This is a genomic window from Bradyrhizobium canariense (assembly GCF_019402665.1).
Classification (GTDB): Bacteria; Pseudomonadota; Alphaproteobacteria; order Rhizobiales; family Xanthobacteraceae; genus Bradyrhizobium; species Bradyrhizobium canariense.
The window spans coordinates 79,362-96,391 of sequence record NZ_VSST01000063.1 but is presented as its reverse complement, the minus strand read 5'-3'; the positions used below and the strand labels follow the sequence as shown (position 1 = coordinate 96,391).

At 63.9% G+C, this 17,030-nt stretch carries 15 protein-coding genes; 6 read left to right on the top strand and 9 right to left on the bottom strand.

Going from position 1 to position 17,030, the window contains the following annotated elements; genetic code table 11:
- Position 1: 1 nt before the first annotated feature.
- The 3 genes from FXB41_RS30835 to ggt form a co-directional block, all read right to left on the bottom strand.
- Entirely contained in the window at positions 2–1,018 is a 1,017-nt protein-coding gene (locus FXB41_RS30835; protein ID WP_219684458.1) for an FAD binding domain-containing protein, read from the bottom strand.
- A 4-nt stretch (positions 1,019–1,022) separates the two neighbouring features.
- Positions 1,023–1,637: a (2Fe-2S)-binding protein gene (locus tag FXB41_RS30830; RefSeq protein ID WP_219684457.1), complete on the bottom strand. Its 615-nt coding sequence runs from the start codon at positions 1,635–1,637 to the stop codon at positions 1,023–1,025.
- 169 nt (positions 1,638–1,806) lie between these two features.
- Positions 1,807–3,393, bottom strand: coding sequence for a gamma-glutamyltransferase (gene ggt, locus FXB41_RS30825; RefSeq protein WP_219684456.1), 1,587 nt, complete (start codon positions 3,391–3,393; stop codon positions 1,807–1,809).
- Positions 3,394–3,579: 186 nt separating this feature from the next.
- Between ggt and trhO the strand changes: the two genes are divergently transcribed.
- Together trhO and FXB41_RS30815 are read left to right on the top strand one after the other, a co-directional pair.
- Positions 3,580–4,377 (top strand): oxygen-dependent tRNA uridine(34) hydroxylase TrhO, encoded by a 798-nt coding sequence (gene trhO / locus FXB41_RS30820; protein WP_219684455.1) that lies wholly within the window; start codon positions 3,580–3,582, stop codon positions 4,375–4,377.
- A complete protein-coding gene (locus tag FXB41_RS30815; protein WP_007595232.1) occupies positions 4,367–4,585 on the top strand; it encodes a SlyX family protein in 219 nt (72 codons plus the stop codon). The genes trhO and FXB41_RS30815 overlap by 11 nt, the downstream gene beginning before the upstream one ends.
- Before the next feature lie 6 nt (positions 4,586–4,591).
- Here FXB41_RS30815 and FXB41_RS30810 read toward each other — a convergent pair whose 3' ends face one another.
- Together FXB41_RS30810 and FXB41_RS30805 are read right to left on the bottom strand one after the other, a co-directional pair.
- The gene (locus tag FXB41_RS30810) at positions 4,592–6,496 is read right to left on the bottom strand and encodes a sensor domain-containing diguanylate cyclase (RefSeq protein WP_219684454.1); all 1,905 of its coding nucleotides are present in this window, start codon (positions 6,494–6,496) and stop codon (positions 4,592–4,594) included.
- A 170-nt stretch (positions 6,497–6,666) separates the two neighbouring features.
- Positions 6,667–6,882, bottom strand: a complete 216-nt coding sequence (locus FXB41_RS30805) for a hypothetical protein (protein ID WP_007595236.1) — start codon at positions 6,880–6,882, stop codon at positions 6,667–6,669.
- A gap of 110 nt (positions 6,883–6,992) precedes the next feature.
- Here FXB41_RS30805 and hemE point away from each other — a divergent pair, with 110 nt between their 5' ends.
- Positions 6,993–8,027, top strand: a complete 1,035-nt coding sequence (gene hemE, locus FXB41_RS30800) for a uroporphyrinogen decarboxylase (protein ID WP_219684453.1) — start codon at positions 6,993–6,995, stop codon at positions 8,025–8,027.
- Positions 8,028–8,230: 203 nt separating this feature from the next.
- On the opposite strand, the gene hemC is transcribed toward hemE, so the two are convergent.
- From hemC to FXB41_RS30785, 3 genes are read right to left on the bottom strand one after another with little or no spacing between them, the layout of a single operon-like run.
- Positions 8,231–9,211, bottom strand: coding sequence for a hydroxymethylbilane synthase (hemC, locus tag FXB41_RS30795; protein ID WP_219684452.1), 981 nt, complete (start codon positions 9,209–9,211; stop codon positions 8,231–8,233).
- A 25-nt stretch (positions 9,212–9,236) separates the two neighbouring features.
- Entirely contained in the window at positions 9,237–10,862 is a 1,626-nt protein-coding gene (locus tag FXB41_RS30790; RefSeq protein WP_219684451.1) for a GMC family oxidoreductase, read from the bottom strand.
- A gap of 53 nt (positions 10,863–10,915) precedes the next feature.
- Positions 10,916–11,506: a TetR/AcrR family transcriptional regulator gene (locus FXB41_RS30785; RefSeq protein WP_219684450.1), complete on the bottom strand. Its 591-nt coding sequence runs from the start codon at positions 11,504–11,506 to the stop codon at positions 10,916–10,918.
- A gap of 98 nt (positions 11,507–11,604) precedes the next feature.
- Between FXB41_RS30785 and FXB41_RS30780 the strand changes: the two genes are divergently transcribed.
- Positions 11,605–11,970, top strand: a complete 366-nt coding sequence (locus FXB41_RS30780; RefSeq protein WP_219684449.1) for a nuclear transport factor 2 family protein — start codon at positions 11,605–11,607, stop codon at positions 11,968–11,970.
- Positions 11,971–12,135: 165 nt separating this feature from the next.
- Here FXB41_RS30780 and FXB41_RS30775 read toward each other — a convergent pair whose 3' ends face one another.
- Positions 12,136–13,593 (bottom strand): DUF1254 domain-containing protein, encoded by a 1,458-nt coding sequence (locus FXB41_RS30775; protein WP_219684511.1) that lies wholly within the window; start codon positions 13,591–13,593, stop codon positions 12,136–12,138.
- A gap of 662 nt (positions 13,594–14,255) precedes the next feature.
- Here FXB41_RS30775 and FXB41_RS30770 point away from each other — a divergent pair.
- On the top strand, positions 14,256–14,627 hold the full coding sequence (locus tag FXB41_RS30770) for a hypothetical protein (protein ID WP_007595254.1): 372 nt from the start codon (positions 14,256–14,258) through the stop codon (positions 14,625–14,627).
- Positions 14,628–15,037: 410 nt separating this feature from the next.
- Positions 15,038–16,999: a putative bifunctional diguanylate cyclase/phosphodiesterase gene (locus FXB41_RS30765; protein ID WP_219684448.1), complete on the top strand. Its 1,962-nt coding sequence runs from the start codon at positions 15,038–15,040 to the stop codon at positions 16,997–16,999.
- The last annotated feature ends 31 nt before the right edge of the window (positions 17,000–17,030 follow it).

The window sequence follows — 17,030 nt, the reverse complement described above, 5'->3', positions numbered from 1 at the left end:
ATCAGATCTCCATGGTTACGGCCTGCTGGAGCGCGCGCGCCACCACGCGCTTGCCGAGCGCGATCTTGAAGCTGTTGTGCCGGCGGCCCTTGGCGTCGGCAAACGCGGCATCGGCCACACGCTGCGCCAGACCGTCGTCGAATTTCTGTCCCTTCAGCAGCGCCTCAGCCTCGCGCGCCCGCCACGGCACGGTGGCGACGCCGCCGAGCGCGACACGCGCGTCCCTGATCGTGCCATCCTGCACATCGAGCGCGACCGCAGCCGACGACAGCGCGAACTCGTAGGACTGACGGTCGCGCGCCTTGAGATACACCGAGCGCGGCCAGCGGCCGGGAATGGAGAACGCAGAGATCAGCTCACCGGGCCGAAGCGTGGTCTCGATCTCGGGCGTCGTGCCGGGCGCCTTGTGCAAATCTGCGAACGGCAGGCTGCGCGTGCCAGACCTGCCGGTGATTTCGACCACCGCATCCAGCGCGATCAGCGCCTGGGCAAAATCGCCGGGATAGGTTGCGATGCACTGATCGGAAGTACCGAGCACCGCATGCATGCGATTGACGCCGTCCATGGCGGCACAGCCCGAACCGGGATTGCGCTTGTTGCAATTCTCATAGGAGACATCGCGGAAATAGCTGCAACGCGTTCGCTGCATCACGTTGCCGCCGAGCGTCGCCATGTTGCGCAGCTGGGCGCTGGCGGCGAGCTTCAGGGAATTCGCGATCACCGGATAGTTGCGCTGGATCTCGGCATGCGCGGCCACGTCGGACATCTTGGCGAGCGCGCCGAGCCGCAAGCCGTCACTGCCGGGCTCGATCGCCGACCAGCTGCGCGCCAGCGGATTGATATCGACGATTGCCGCGGGCCGCATCACGTCCAGCTTCATCAGGTCGATCAGCGTGGTGCCGCCGGCGAGCGGCTGTGCTGTAGCCTTGGTCAGCGGATTGTTCGCAGTTGCGGCAGCGCTGAGCGCCTGCACGGCCATGTCGGGGTCTGTTGCCCTTTGGTAGGAAAACGATCGCATGGGCCTAGCCTTTCATGATCTCGGGCGCGGCCTGCTTCACGGCAGCGACGATGTTGGGATAGGCGGCGCAGCGGCAGATGTTGCCGCTCATGTATTCGCGGATGTCGGCCTCGCTGCCCGCATGCCCCTCCTTGACGCAGGCCACGGCGGACATGATCTGGCCCGGCGTACAATAGCCGCATTGAAACGCGTCGTTGTCGACGAAGGCCTGTTGCATCGGATGCAAATGATCGTCGGTGGCAAGGCCCTCGATCGTGGTGATCTCCTGCCCCTCGGCCGCGAGCGCGAGCGTCAGGCACGACACCACGCGTCGATCGTCGATCAGTACCGTGCAGGCACCACATTGGCCGTGGTCGCAGCCCTTTTTGCTGCCGGTGAGCTTGAGATGCTCCCGCAGCGCGTCGAGCACCGTTGTGCGCGCGTCGATGTGCAGGCGCTTGTCCTTGCCGTTGACCCGCAGCGTGACATCGACGGGGAGCGCCGGATCCTGCGCGGCCGACACGCTCGCATCCTGCGCGGCCGCACGCGCTGTCATGGGGACCAGCGCACTGCCGGCAGCGCCAGCCATGAAGGCGCGCCGATCGAATCCGGTCGGTCCGGAACCTGATTTTTCGGACATGGAGGGCCTCCGCCGCTTCGAGCAAGAGCAGCGCACGCCTGCACCGCTCATCGGCCCTTAACCTGAAGCAGTGAACTCCGTTCCGAACGAGAAAGGGCGACGCAGCAAATGCCGCGTCGCCCTTCGTCAAATTTTGCTGATGTTGCGCGGGGAACCCCGTGCGCGGCGGTCAGTATCCGAGCGCGCAACCGTCTTTGCGCGGATCGGAACCGCCGGTGAGCGTGCCCTTGTCCCAGTCGATCCAGATCGCCTGCGCGCCGCCGAGCGGACCGACGACGCTGGTGGTCTTGTGGCCGAGTTTCTTCAGGCCTTCGACGATATTGGCCGGCACGCTGTCCTCGAGCTGGTACTGTCCTTCGTAATGCAGGCCGCGCGGCATATCGATCGCCTCCTGCACGTCGCAGCCATAATCGAGAATGTTGGTCACCACATGGGCTTGGCCAACCGGCTGATATTGTCCGCCCATCACCGCGAACGGCATCACCGAACGGCCGCCCTTGGTGAGCAGGCTCGGCATGATCGTGTGCAGCGGGCGCTTGCCGCCGGCGATGCAATTCGGGTGGCCGGGCTGGATGCGGAAGCCGCCGGCGCGATTCTGGAGCAGGATGCCGGTCTTGTTCGAGACGATGGCGGAGCCGAAGGAATGCGCGACCGAGTTGATGAACGAGCAGACGTTGCGGTCCTTGTCCACGACGGTGATGTAGATGGTCGAGGGATTCATCGGCGGCGCGACGTTCGGCAGGTCGAGCATGCCGTCCATGCGGATCTTGTCGATGTGCTCGTTGCAGTATTCCTTGGCGAGGATCCTGGCGACCTCGATCTGCATATGCTCGGGATCGGCGACATGCAGCTCGCGATGCATGTAGGCGATGCGCGCGGCCTCGGCTTCGAGGTGGAAGCGCTCGACGCAGAGCGGCGCGTATTTCGTCAGGTCGAACCGCGACAGGATGTTCAACATCAGCAGCATGGTGAGGCCGGGTCCGTTCGGCGGGCACTGCCAGACGTCGTAGCCCTTGTACATGGTGCCGATCGGCGTCGTCGTCTCGGTGGTGTGCGCGGCGAAATCGTCGAGCGTGTGGAGGCCGCCGATTCCGCGCAGGGTCTCCACCATGTCCTCGGCGATCGGGCCCTTGTAGAAGGCGTCGCGGCCGTCCTTGGCGATCGCCCGTAGCGTCTTGCCGAGCTCGGCTTGGCGGATGACGTCGCCGGCCACCGGCGGCTTGCCGTGCGGCAACAGATACCGCTCCGTGTTGGTGCCACCCTTCAGCTTCTCGAACTGGTTCTTCCAGTCGAAGGCGATGCGAGGGGCGACGACGTAGCCTTCCTCGGCGGCCTTGATCGCGGGCTGGAGCAGGCGGTCGAAGCCGAACTTGCCGTGATCGCGCAAAACGGTCGCAAAGGCGTCGATCACGCCGGGGATCGAGACCGCATGCGCCGAGGTCAGCGGCACGGAGTTGATCTTGCGCTCGAGATACCAGTCGGCGTTCGCCGCCTTCGGGGCGCGGCCGGAGCCGTTATAGGCGATGATCTTGCCCTCGCCGCGCGGCTGGATCAGCGCAAAGCAGTCGCCGCCGATGCCGGTCGATTGCGGCTCGATCACGCCGAGAATGGCCGAGCCCGCAACGGCCGCGTCCACCGCCGTGCCGCCCTCGCGCAGCACCTCGATCGCGGCGAGTGACGCCTGCGGATGCGAGGTTGCCACCATCGCGTTGGTGGCGTGGACCGTGGACCTGCCGGGGAAATGGAAGTTTCTCATCGAATTCTTGCTCTCGTTGGGCGTCTGGCGCGGATGGCGTGTCGTTTCGGAAAAAGCCGCGCCTACATGACACATTCCAGCCCGCCGGGGCAATGCTGGCATACCAGGGAAATGGCTGCCATCCGCTGGGAATAGAGCTGCTTCTTGCGGGTTTTCCGGGCGCGCCCCGCCTGCTAAACGGGCGCCATGATTTGCAAGGTCGCCGCCTTCTACCAATTCGCCGCCCTGCCCGATTACCGGGAGTTGCGCGAGCCGCTGCGCGCGTTCTGCGCCGGCCTGGCGGTGAAGGGCAGCGTGCTGCTCGCGCAGGAGGGCATCAACGGCACGGTCGCGGGTGCGGGCGCGGCGATCGACGCTCTCGTCCATGAGCTCGCGCACGGCGACATCTTCAGCGGCAGGTTGAACAATCTCGAATTGAAGTTCTCGACCGCCGAGGCGATGCCATTCGGCCGGCTCAAGGTGCGGCTGAAGAAGGAGATCGTCACGCTCGGCGACGAAGCCGCCGATCCGACCCGGCAGGTCGGCACCTATGTCGATGCGAGCGAATGGAACGCGCTGATCGCGGCGCCCGACACGCTGGTGCTCGACACCAGGAACGCCTTCGAGGTGGCGATGGGGACGTTCGACGGCGCGCTCGACCCAGGCATCGAGAGCTTTGGCCAGTTCAAGGAATTTGCGGCCGAACGGCTCGATCCTGTCAAACACCGCAGAATCGCGATGTTCTGCACCGGCGGCATCCGCTGCGAGAAAGCGAGCGCGCATCTGCTCGCGCGCGGCTTTGCCGAGGTCTATCACCTCAAGGGCGGCATTCTCAAATATCTGGAAGAGGTGCCGGAGGCTCAGAGTCGCTGGCGCGGCGAATGCTTCGTGTTCGACGAACGGGTCGCGCTCGGTCATGGTTTGCAGCAACTTGGCGCGCAACAACTCGGCTTGCAAGAACTTGGCTCGCCCGAACGAAATAAGGACGCGGCACGTGACGAATGAGATCCAGACGCTCGGCGAGCGCATCGACACGCTTGAGACGCGCCTCGCCTATCAGGACGACGCGATCGAGACGCTGAACCAGACCATCACCGCGCAGTGGAAGCAGATCGACGCGCTGACGCGAAGGATCGCAGAGCTCGGCGAGCGGCTGCAGGAGGCCGAGGCGAATGCGCCGGGAGCCGCCAATGAGCGCCCCCCGCATTATTGAGCGGGGTTACTGACCGGACGCCTTGAGAAGAAGGTTGCTCACCTCGCCCGACATCATCAGCCGGTTGCGCCCGGCTTCCTTGGCGGCATAGAGCGCCTGGTCGGCGGCCTCGATCAGCGAGGTGACGCCGGCCGTGCGCTCCAGCGCCGGCCGGCAGGCAGCACCGCCGAGCGAAGCGGTGACGCAGCCAGCCGCATGGTTGCTGGCGTGGACGAGGCCCGCATCGCGGATCGCCCGTCGGATCCGGTCGCCGATCAGGGCGCAGCCGGCAGCGTCGGTGTTCGGCAGCAGCATGGCGAACTCCTCGCCGCCGTAACGCGCCGCCAGATCGCCGGAACGATGCATCTCGGCGGCGATGATCTGCGCCACCTGCCGGAGGCAGGCATCGCCCGCGGGATGGCCGTATTCGTCGTTGTAAGACTTGAAGTGGTCGACGTCGATCATCAGCAGGGAAAGGCTGGAGCGCTCGCGATAGGCACGCGCCCACTCCTCCTTCAGTCGTTCATCGAAGCGGCGGCGATTAGCAAGCCCGGTGAGGCTGTCCTCGATCGCGAGCGTTTCGAGCCGGGTCTCGAGCTTCTTCTGCTCGGTGATGTCGCGCGAGATCGCGACCACGCCGTCGACGCTGCCACTCTCCTTGCGGGTCACCCGCATGGTCGATTCGAGCCAGACTTCGGCGTTCTGCCGGTGCGCGTTGCGATAGGTAACGCGCACCTCCTCTTTCTCGCCGCGTTTCATGGCGTCGACGAGAGCCTGGACCTGCGGCCGGTCGTCCGCGTGAATGCCGGCGAGCGCGAGGGTTCCGATCAGCTGATTGGCGCGCCAGCCGACGACGCCAATCGACGATGGCGAGACATAGCGCAGCCGCTCGTCGAGCCCCATACGCGTCACCATGTCGCTGGAGCTTTCGGCAAGCAGTCGGAAATTCGCTTCCTTCTCGACCAGCGCGGCCGCCATGCTCTGGCCCCGCTGCAACTGCCGCACCAGCACCGCACCAATGATTGCGATCAGCATGACCAACGCGAGCACGTAGAGCATGCGGGAGATCACCGCCGCGCGCCAGGGTGCGAGCAGCTCGTCCTTGTCGACGGTGGCGAGCAGGACCAGCGGATAACGGCCAGAACGCTTGAAGAAGCTGACGCGTTCGGCGCCATCGAGCGGCGACTTGAAATGATAGACGCCGCCCGGCCGCTGCAGAGCGGCGTCGCGGAACAGCGGCGTATTGGCAACGCTGCGGCCGATGTATTTCTCGTTGCTCGGGTAGCGCGCGATGATCAGGCCGTCGCCGTGCGTCAACGCCACCGAGCTGTTGCGGCCGATCTCGAACTGTTCGTAGAAATGCGAGAGATAGTTGGAGCTGATGGTCGCGAGCACCACGCCGCCGAAGCTGCCGTCGGGCTTGTTGAACCGCCGCGACAAGGTGACGAGCCATTCGCCGTCGAGCAGGCTCTTCACGGGACGGCCGACATGGGGCTCCCGTTTCGGCGAGAGCTGGTGATAACGGAAGAACGCGTCGTCGTTGAGAGTCGAGCCGATCGTACCGGGCGAGGTCAACCAGTTGCCGTGTTCGTCGATGATGGCGAGGCTGTGGACACGCTCCATCGCCTTCTTGCGCGCCTCCAGCAGGGTTCTGAGCTTGGCGATCGTGGCCGGCTCGGTGCCGTCCATCTCCAGCCGGCTGACGACGCCGACGACGCCAGAATCCAGCAGATCGAGGCTGTCATCGGCATGCTGCGTCAGCGATCGCGCAACGTTGGCCATCTCGGTCTCGGCGCCCTTGAGCACCGCGTCGCGGGCCGCCCATTCCCGCCAGCCGCTGACGCCGAGGATGGCCACGCAGGTCAGCGCGACGAACGCAGCTGCCCGCAGCGGCAGGCGGCTCAATCCGGCTCTTTGGGTCACAGCACTCATGCGGCAGAATTCTCCGAAGATCGGAAACTCTGCTGCTTCTGTTATTGAACTCTGAAACGCCCGCAGAAATATGCGGCGATGTCGGCGGTTCCCGTAGTCGTACGGACACCGGAATCAGCGCATCGCTAACAGGGCATTAGCAGACCTATCGGAATCCGGCGCTCCCGCGGCTAGCTGAAGATGGCCTTAACCTTGTCCCAGAGCGAGGGATTGTCGGCCTCCGCATCGGCCTTCGAGGGCGTTGGCTGGGCGGCGCTCACGGGATCGGACGCCGGGAAGGTATCTTTCAGCCCGGCATCGAGCTTGGCGTGGCGATCGGCGGCGAGCGCTTCGTGCAGATCGTCGGCGTGCTTGTCATGCGGCGCGGGGTTGAATGTCTCAGCCATGGTCTCGTCCTCCGTTGGCTGGTCAACGCGGTCCAATTGCGCTTGGTTCCCCTGTTCCGCTCAGGGCCGCGGCGGTGTATCAGGAGCCCTAACCATCCTCAGGACCGTTCGTGCCCCAGTCTGCGACAAAGCCTTTCATCGACGTCCTCTCCGGCCAGCGGCAGGTCATTCCGCCGATCTGGATGATGCGGCAGGCCGGCCGTTACTTGCCGGAATATCGCGAGGTGCGCGCCAGGGCCGGCGGCTTCCTCGACCTCTGCTTCAACCCGGAGCTTGCCGCCGAGGTGACGCTGCAGCCCATCCGGAGGTTCGGCTTCGATGCGGCGATCATCTTCTCCGACATCCTGGTGATCCCCTATGCGCTCGGACGCTCCGTGCGCTTCGAGGTCGGCGAGGGTCCGCGGCTCGAACCGCTGGATGATCCCGCCAAGGTCGTGACACTGGCGAAACACGCCGATTTCGGCAAGCTCGCGCCGGTGTTCGAGGCGCTCAAAATCGTGCGCGGGGCGCTCGATCCCAAGATCGCGTTGATCGGCTTCTGCGGCGCCCCGTGGACGGTGGCGACCTACATGGTCGCCGGCCAGGGCACGCCTGACCAGGCGCCGGCGCGGATGATGGCCTACCGGCATCCGGAGGCGTTCGCTGAGATCATCGACGTGCTGGTCGAGAACTCGATCGAATATCTGCTGGCGCAGCTTGCGGCAGGCGCCAACGCCTTGCAGATCTTCGACACCTGGGCCGGCGTGCTGCCACCCGCCGAGTTCGCGCGCTGGTCGATCGAACCGACCCGGCGCATCGTCGAAGGCGTGCGCGCCAAGGTGCCGGATGCGAAGATCATCGGCTTTCCGCGCGGTGCCGGTGCGCAACTGCCCGGGTTCGTCGAGGCGACCGGCGTCAACGCTGTCAGCATCGACTGGACCGCGGAGCCGGCCTTCATCCGCGAGCGCGTGCAGAGCAAGGTTGCGGTTCAGGGCAATCTCGATCCGCTGGTGCTGATCACAGGCGGCGCCGCGCTCGACCGCGCGATCGACAACACGCTGGCGAATTTTGCGCAGGGGCGGTTCATCTTCAATCTCGGCCACGGCATCCAGCCGGAGACGCCGATCGCCCATGTTGAGCAGATGCTGAAGCGTGTGCGGGGCTGATTTATTTTGCGCCTGGGGAGTGGGAAAACAAAAAAGCACGAAAACAACCCCATGCACAGTAGAGAGGCCACGCCCGATCAATGACTTAGGGCGGACGGAAATCAGGTGCGCCGTCATCGCATCGGATCGCACCAACATTTGACCCGTCGGGCAAAACAGGCGCATGATGCCATCATCACACCGATGCCCGCCTCGCGGCCGACTTACCGCGGACGGCTGCGCTCGATGATCTCCGCGGCGCCCTTGGCCAGCAGATCCAGTCCCACCGCACGGCCGAGTTCGCGGGGACGATTGGCGGGGCCCGAACGCAAGGCTTCGATGATGGTGTTGCCGGAGAGATCGAGCACGGACGCGGTGAGCGACATCTGATCGCCCGCAATGGTCGAAAAGCCCGCCACCGGCGAATTGCAATGGCCGTTCAGCACCCACAGCACTTCGCGCTCGGCATCGGCAGAGGCGTGCGCGGCGGGATCGTCGATCGATGCGAGGATGCGACGCGTCTGCCAGTCCTGTGCCGCGCATTCGACGGCGACGATGCCCTGCCCCGCTGCCGGCAGCATCTCCGCTGCGGTAAACTCGTAGGCGATGCGCTGTGAAAGGCCGACGCGGTCGAGGCCGGACCGCGCCATGATGAGCGCATCCGCAGGCCCCACCGCGCCGCCATCCGGCAGGCGCTGCTTCTCGCCATTGTCGAGTTTTCGCACGCGCGTGTCGGCGGCGCCACGGAAGTGGATGATCTCGACGTCGGGAAACAATCGCCGCGCATAGGCGGCGCGGCGGACGGCGTTGGTGCCGATCTTGAAACCCTTGCCACGAGATTGGCGCAATGCCTCCAGCGTCACGCCGTCACGCAGCACAAGCGCGTCATTGGGGGGATCGCGCGAGAGCGTGGCGCCGATCACGAGGCCCGGCGTGTCTTCGTTGCCGGGCATGTCCTTTAGCGAATGCATCGCCGCCTGGAGTTCGCCCGACAGCACGGCGGCGCGGATCTGGGCCACGAAGGCACCACCCTTGCCGCCATGGGGCAACAGCTTGCTGGTCTGGTCGAGATCGCCCGTGGTGTCGAACTTGACGATCTCGACGTCGAGATCGGGCATGGCAGCGGTCAGGCGGCGCGCGATCTCTTCCGTCTGTGCCAGCGCCATCGCGCTCTTGCGTGTGCCGATCTTGAATCGCGTAGCCAAGCCCAAATCCTCTCAAGACGCGAGTTTACCGCGCATCCTCCAATATCATGTCGGAGGCCTTTTCGGCGATCATGATGATCGGCGCGTTGGTGTTCCCCGAGACCAGGTCAGGCATGATCGAGCCGTCGACCACACGAAGGCCTTCGAGGCCCCTCACCTTCAGCCGCTGATCGACCACCGCGAGCGCATCATTGCCCATACGACAGGTCGAGGTCGGATGGTAGATGGTGCTGCCCCGCTCACGGCAATAATCCAGCAGCTCGGCATCCGTGGCTACCTTCGTCCCGGGATCGTACTCGTCGACCACGAACGGCTTCAGCGCCGGTGCATGCAATATGTTGCGCAGGATCTTCAGGCCTTCCACGTTGGTGGTGCGGTCGGTCTCGGTCGACATGTAGTTGATGCGGATCTCCGGCGGCACTGTCGGGTCGGCGCTTTTGATGCGCAAGGACCCGCGGCTTTCGGGGCGGAGCTGGCACACCGACGCCGTGAAGCCGGAGAAAGCATGCAGCTTCTCGCCCATCTTGTCGGTCGAGAACGGCAGGAAATGAACCTGGATGTCCGGCGAGGCCAGCCGCGGACTGGTCTTGAAGAACGCGCCCGCGGTGCCCGCCGCGATCGTCAGCCAGCCTTTGCGGAACAGCGCATAGCGCGCGCCGGCCATGGTGCGGCGGAGCGGGTGATTGACGGTGTCGTTGAGCGTGATCTTTTGCGAGCAGCGCATCACGATGCGGACCTGCATGTGGTCCTGGAGATCGTGCCCGACGCCCGGCGCGTCCAGCACGACATCGATGCCGTGCTTGCGCAGGAGGTCGCCGGGCCCGACGCCGGAGAGCTGGAGCAGCTGCGGCGAGTTGTAGGCGCCGCTCGACAGCACGACCTCGTTGCGCGCACGGGCGCGGCGCAAATTGGCGCCCTGACGGTATTCAACGCCGACCGCGCGGCGGCCCTCGAACAGCACGCGCTGGCCGAGCGCGCCAGTTTCGATCTTGAGATTGCCGCGGGCCTTGGCGGGGCCGAGATAGGCCACCGCGGTCGAGGCGCGGCGGCCATTGCGGGTCGTGGTCTGGAACAGGCCGACGCCTTCCTGCGTGGCGCCGTTGAAATCAGGATTGTAGGGCAGACCGCTCTCGACCGCGGCATCGATGAAGGCCTTCGACAGCGGATCGGTCACGACCATGTTGGACACCGGCAGGGGGCCGCCGCTGCCGTGATATTGATCGGCGCCGCGCGACTGGTTCTCAGCCTTCTTGAAATAGGGCAGCACGTCGTCATAGCCCCAGCCGGCGTTGCCGCGCTGACGCCATCTGTCGTAATCCTCGTGCTGGCCGCGGACATAGAGCAGGCCGTTGATCGAGCTCGATCCGCCCAGCGTCTTGCCGCGCGGCTGGAACACCTGACGACCCTTCAGCTCGGGCTCCGGCTCGGTCTGGTACATCCAGTTGACGGTCTTTTCCTTGAACAGCTTGCCGTAGCCGAGCGGCACGTGAATCCAGATGTTGGAATCCTTCGGGCCGGCCTCGAGCAGCAGCACGCTGTGCTTGCCGTTCGCCGAGAGCCGGTTGGCGAGCACGCAGCCGGCAGAGCCGGCACCGACGATGATGTAGTCGAATTCAGGGTCGGAGGGCGTCAGGGAGGAAGTTGCGTTCATGCGCTACTGTTCTTTTTGTTGGTGGGGGCGTTTCCAATCGTCACTTAGCACGATCATGCAGCGACGCGCAGCGCCTCGACCAGCGACCTGAACGCACGGGTATATTCCGCACCCGCCCTTGCGATATCGGCGCGTCCGGCGCAGGCGACCGCGGCCTCTGTTACCGCGCCGAGCAGCAGCCGGGCCAGCGGCTCGATCGGCTGCCGCGCAATCAGGCCGGCTTCCATCGCCGCCGCAATCGCGCGCGGCAGCTTGCCGCCGAAATGTTTGGCGTCGATCTCTCGCCAGCGCTCCCAGCCGAGCACCGCCGGGCCATCGCGCAGGATGATCTGGCCGGTCGGCCCCTTGGCGGTTGCGGCGAAATAATGCTGGGTGCCGGCGACCATCGCGGCGAGCACATCCTTCTCGGAACGCGCGGCGCCGTCGATCTCGGCGACGAGGTCGCGCGAGACGTTGTCGAACACCGCTTCGAACACCGCTTCCTTTGTCTTGAAGTGATGATAGACCGCGCCCTTGGCGACGCCGGTGGCTTCGGCGATCTCGTCCATCGTCGTCGCGGCAAATCCTTGCGCCCCGAACAGGCGACGCGCCGCCGTCAGGATCGCCTCCGATGTCCCCGCCCGTCGCTCCGCCTGTTTTGCCATGGGTCTCGTCTAATCGAATTCGGCACAAGCGGCCAGTTGACTTTTCGACTATCGGTCGGTATTTACCAACCATCAGTCGGTTATTCGTGAGGTGTGCCATGCCGAGCCGTGACGTCGTCGAAGCTTTTGCCAAGCGATTGGAGACCGGGGATTTCATCGGCGCAATCGAGCAGTTCTATACGCCCGAGGCCGCGACCTACGAGAACAACGCGGCACCGACAGTCGGCCGCGACAAGCTCGTCGCCAAGGAGCGCGGCGCGCTGGCGGCCTCCAGGGAAGTCAAGGCGGTGCGCATCGGGCCGAGCCTGATCGAGGGCGATCATGTCGCGACGCGCTGGACCTTCAGCTTCACCACCGCCGAGGGCATCATCCGAACGTTGGATGAGATCGCATGGCAGACATGGCGGGGGGATGAACTCGTCGAGGAACGCTTTTATTACGACCCCAAGCAGTTGGGACGCTGAGCCGCTGACTGTCTCTACAAGACCAGCTTCACGCCCGGCGGGTACCACGTCCCTTCGCCCGAAGGCAGGATCGACGGTGCTTCGGTCCTGGGCCAGTGGAGCCGCATCGCCATTGTGTTCATGCGGTCGAACGCCGGCGCCGAAGCGCCGGCGCTCAAATCAACTTTATTGGGCCAAGCCCACTGTTCCGGCCTCCGTCCTCACGACCGGCGGCGGATTCCACTTTCCGGTCAGCGCATCGGACTTCGGGCTGTAAAGGCGCATGGTCAGACTAAAGGCTCCCTTCGGCGCCGGAAGCCAGTTCGCATCCTTGTCCTTGCCCGGGCTATCATTCTGGAAGAATATATCGAGCGACCCGTCTGCGTTGTACTTGAACGGCATCCAGCTGCTCACGGCAAAACGGTTGAGCGCATTGCCGACCTGAAAACCTTCCGGGTCGTATAGCGTGATCGACCAGAAGGCGTTGACCGGCGGGGCGGCGCCCTTCTCGAACGTAATTGTGTACTTGTTGGCTCCATCCAGCGGCTTGCCGGTCGCGTCGCCGAGATTGAGCGGATAGATGGCATCCTCAGGCAGGTTCGCGCCCAGCCCAAGTTGGGCGACGATGGCCCGCTTCAAGTAGTAGTTGCCGTAGACACCCATCGTATCGGTGTTCATCGACCAGCCATTTGCGACCCGCGCAAGTGTCGGCACTTTCCAGGCCATCAGCTTCTGGCCGTCGTGCGGAGCGGTCTCCAGCGCCCGTTGCAACACCGGATCGAGCCTGCCGATGTCAAAGCTCTTGCCGGGCTCGATGCCGATTTTCTTCATCTGCGCAATGATCGGCTCATCGGTAGCATGCGGCGGGTGAAGCTTGAGCAGTTCTGCGGCGCTGGCGAAGTACACGCCGGCCGACATGGTATCGACCTGGACCTTCGGCGGCGTCTTCATGTCGACGCTTGGGTCCGGCTTGAACTCGACCGGCTTGGGTGTCTTGCCGTACTCGGAAAGCAGCGTGACCTTGTAACCGGCCTGGATCTTATGGACGGCATCGTAATCGGGCGGGCCATCCGTCTTGGTGCGGCCGATCACCCAGACATGGGGCGTCGGCGCCTCGATGCGCTGGGTGTCGCTCGGAAGCTTGAATTCTTCCGCGAATCTTTCGCGCAGATCGGGCCGCCAGCCTGGGGGTGTGATCAGGAACGTACCGGCCTTGGTGCCCGTCGTTCGCCAGCCGGGCGACGCGAAGACATCGGTCCACATGTCGAGCATCGGCAGCAGATAGTAGCGCTCACTTGTATCTGGTGCGGAGATGACGACAGGCTCCTTGGTCATGTTCAGCCAGGAGACGGAATACAGCGTGTCGAAGTTCGACCGCACCACGCCCTTGAAATTGGCCGGGGGGTATTCCGGCACGTTGACAAAGGTATTCATCGGACCTCTGAAATCGGTCGTGCCGTTGGTGAATTGCTTTCTCGAGATGTCCATCGACATTAGCGCGTAAAAGTAGACATAGGCATCCACTGCGATGGCATGCGCCTCTTGTTCGGTAACGGCCGGTGCAGTGCCCTGCGCCCGCGCGGTAGGCACGGCCGCCGCACCAAGGCAAAGAGAAATTGTCAGCGTCAGAATTCCTCGAAACATGTCGAATCCTCCTCTTCTGATTTGGTGACCTCTGATTTGCGACTTCGTTCGATTCACCTTGTTACCGTCGGCATGATCGCGTTCGAGGATCTGAGCATTGAAGGTCTCAGCGTATTGCCTTGCAGAGTGGCGCGACGGCAATCAAAACGAAGAGAAGAATGGCAGCAAAGCCGATGTCAGATGCGTTCACACCGCTCGCGGCGGTATGAATTGAAGTATTTTCGATCCAGCGCGAGGGGCGCTTATTGCTTGCAAGATAACGTGCGTCACCGACCGCATCAAACGCCGCACGGCGTCTGCAGAACTCGAAACAAATTGCTAGAAACAGAGATATAAAGCCTGGTCGAACTAGCGTCGCTTGAGGGGCATCTTCGGTCGCTTGCGCAATACGGGCCCTCTAGAATTACTTTAGCACAACCTGAACGTTTGGGCCAGCAGGGATCGTCTGCGTCTTCAATACCCCACTACTATCACAATCTGCCTCGTGTTCTTGCTCGCGCGATCGGGCTGGTTGCCCGAAACTGTCTCGGTGCTGGTCGGTGTGTTTACTCGCGCAATATTGAGAGACAATCTCCTTCGTTCCCCTTGATTCAAATCAATACGATGCCCGCTCGGTCGCCTGATGAAATTGCTTCAGTGAAATCTCAAACGGGGAGTCCTGCATGAAGATTGTATTGCTGACCTTGGCGATGATAGGCGGCCAAACAACAATTCCAGTCAGCGAACGCGTCCCTCAACTCAATGTCGAGGCGACCTGCAAGGCCACCGTAGCCACTGACAAGGCGATGGGCCTGGATCTGGCGCAGTCCTACGACGATTGCATGCGCGACGAAAATTCCGCGCTGCAACAACTTCATTCCGTTTGGCTCACGAATTCCGACAGCCTTCGAACCCGATGCGAAGGCGAAGCGACGGCTGGCGGCAGTGACAGCTATGTCGACCTGCTGACCTGCATGCAAATGGCAGATTGGGCAAAATCGACTTCGGACGCTCCAAAATTGAAGGGAGCGAGCAAGAACCGAAACAAGCTGTGAGATGGCGCCGAGGATTATTTGCAGCCGGGTGCCGTGCCAAGTCCAGGCGCTCCCGCCCTAACCGCATCGCGTGATCGGAAGTCTCAGCACCGAGCCGACCGCCGGCTCGAAGCTGTTTGGACGCACGTTCCCTCGTGGCCTCAAAGGCGTCGATGGCCGGGACATAGGCGAGCGGACGCGACGCTGTCCTTCGAACGGATTAGCCCGGCCATGGCGCCATAGTAGCTTCAGCGCCCCAAGCTCCGTGACCGTAACCTCGCCGGCGCGCATTTGTATCGATTTGTTATCGAGAACACGCAGAAGTGGTCGCGGCTATCGTCACAAGCGGGGATAATTCATAGTTCGTCAAAGGTTTGCAGCGAATTCTCCGGATCGGGCCGGACAAACGGCCCATGCTGCTGGGCTCTGGAATGCGGACTCAAACGACCAGCTATTTCGCGCGGCTGTTCGCCGGCGATCTGTCGGCCTTTGGCGGTCCCGTAACCGACGAAGCCGTCGCCGGCCATATCCGCGCCGAACAGATGTCGCTGGTGCTCGGCTATTCGGTCGGCATCATGCTGGCCAATGCCTGCAACGCCGGGGTGCTCGTCGTCGCGCTGTGGCATTCGCCGGGCTTGAAGCTGGCCTTGATCTGGGCCGCCATCGTGGCGGGCGCCGCGATCGCGTTCGGCCTGCAATCCCATGCCGCGCGCCGCATCACCAAACCGCAATTCGTCTCGCGCCGGGCCATGCATCGGCTGGTGCGCAATGCTTTCATCCTCGGTGCCGCCTGGGGCACCGTTCCGGTCGCATTCTTCGCCGATGCCTCAACCGGCGGGCAGCTCGTCATCACCTGCCTTTGTTCGGGGATGCTGGCGGGGGGCGCGCTGGCCTTCGCCACGATCCCGATCGCGGCGATCGCATTCACGGCCCCGATCTTCGCTGGCATCGCGATCTGCCTCGGCAGGAATGGCGATCCGGCGTTTCTGCTGATCGCTTTCCTGGTGGTGGTCTACGGATCGGTGCTGCTGCGCAGCGTGTTCGTCAATTCGATCGCGTTCGCACGGCGCGTGATGCGGCAGATTGAGGCTGAGCGTACGGTGCGGCAGGACCCGCTGACCCATCTGCCCAATCGCGTCGCCTTCAACGAAACGCTGGATGCAGCCTTGAAGCGGCTCGCTCTGTCCGGCGAGGAATTCGCGGTCCTTCTGCTCGATCTCGATCGTTTCAAGGAGGTCAACGACAAGTTCGGCCATCCTGCCGGTGACGAGTTTCTGGTCCAGATCGCGAGTCGCCTGCAACGCTGCACCCGCGCGGCCGAGCATGTCGCACGCATCGGCGGCGACGAGTTCGCGCTGGTAATGGCCAATCTGGCGCGGCCGGAGGATGCGCTCGAGATCGCGGAGCGCTTCGTCGCGGCCTTCGACGAACCGTTCCAGATCGAGGGCCGCCAGATCGTCGGCGCGACCAGCGTCGGCATCGTGCTGGCGCCGCGTGACGGCAGCACGCAACTCGACATCATGAAGAACGCCGACGCCGCGCTCTACCGCGCCAAGAAGGCCGGACCCGGCACGGTGTGTTTCTTCGAGGAAACCGACGACCGCTCATCACGCGACCGCAAGGCGCTGCAATCGGATCTGGAAGGCGCCATCGCCAGGGACGAGCTGTTCCTGGTGTTCCAGCCCTTTCTCGACCTCGACGGCAACCGCATCACCGGGTTCGAGGCGCTGCTGCGTTGGCAGCATCCCCAGCGCGGACTGGTGCCGCCGAGCGAGTTCATTCCGATCGCCGAGGAAACCGGGCTGATCCACGAGATCGGCGAATGGGTCGTCCGCCGCGCCTGCGCGACGGTTGCCGAGTGGCCCGAAGAGATCAGGGTCGCCGTGAATTTCTCGGCCGCGCAGTTTCACAACAACGGCCTCCTCCAGATCATCGTGCAGGCACTTGCGGACGCGAAGATCGCCCCGCACCGGCTCGAGATCGAGATCACGGAATCGATGCTGCTGTCGAAATACGCCTCCGCCGCGTCCGTCCTCAACGCGCTGCTGGAGCTCGGCGTCACCGTGGCGCTCGACGATTTCGGCACCGGCTTCTCCTCGCTGACCTATCTGCGCAAGCTGCCGTTCAGCCGCATCAAGATCGACCAGTCCTTCATCCGCGACATGCTGGTGCAGCCGGACTGCGCCGCAATCGTGAAATCGGTGATTGGGCTCGCGCGCGACCTGCGCATCGGCGTGGTCGCGGAAGGTGTCGAGACCGCCGACCAGCTCGAATATCTGCACCAGATCGGTTGCGACGAAGTGCAGGGTTACCTCATCAGCCGGCCGGTGTCGGCGGATAGAGTCCTAGCCCTGCTCGAAACGAAAAAGCTGCGGGCGACATACGCAGCCTAGGGCGTATACTCGCAACTGAAGTTTTCTCGGG

Bases quoted from the DNA above. Each gene is read 5' to 3' on its own strand.
- FXB41_RS30810 (WP_219684454.1), bottom strand. From the start codon at position 6,496: ATGAGTGCTGTGACCCAAAGAGCCGGATTGAGCCGCCTGCCGCTGCGG.
- FXB41_RS30770 (WP_007595254.1), top strand. From the start codon at position 14,256: ATGAAGATTGTATTGCTGACCTTGGCGATGATAGGCGGCCAAACAACA.
- FXB41_RS30780 (WP_219684449.1), top strand. From the start codon at position 11,605: ATGCCGAGCCGTGACGTCGTCGAAGCTTTTGCCAAGCGATTGGAGACC.
- FXB41_RS30775 (WP_219684511.1), bottom strand. From the start codon at position 13,593: ATGTTTCGAGGAATTCTGACGCTGACAATTTCTCTTTGCCTTGGTGCG.
- FXB41_RS30785 (WP_219684450.1), bottom strand. From the start codon at position 11,506: ATGGCAAAACAGGCGGAGCGACGGGCGGGGACATCGGAGGCGATCCTG.
- ggt (WP_219684456.1), bottom strand. From the start codon at position 3,393: ATGAGAAACTTCCATTTCCCCGGCAGGTCCACGGTCCACGCCACCAAC.
- FXB41_RS30830 (WP_219684457.1), bottom strand. From the start codon at position 1,637: ATGTCCGAAAAATCAGGTTCCGGACCGACCGGATTCGATCGGCGCGCC.
- FXB41_RS30790 (WP_219684451.1), bottom strand. From the start codon at position 10,862: ATGAACGCAACTTCCTCCCTGACGCCCTCCGACCCTGAATTCGACTAC.
- FXB41_RS30835 (WP_219684458.1), bottom strand. From the start codon at position 1,018: ATGCGATCGTTTTCCTACCAAAGGGCAACAGACCCCGACATGGCCGTG.
- FXB41_RS30805 (WP_007595236.1), bottom strand. From the start codon at position 6,882: ATGGCTGAGACATTCAACCCCGCGCCGCATGACAAGCACGCCGACGAT.
- FXB41_RS30765 (WP_219684448.1), top strand. From the start codon at position 15,038: ATGCGGACTCAAACGACCAGCTATTTCGCGCGGCTGTTCGCCGGCGAT.
- trhO (WP_219684455.1), top strand. From the start codon at position 3,580: ATGATTTGCAAGGTCGCCGCCTTCTACCAATTCGCCGCCCTGCCCGAT.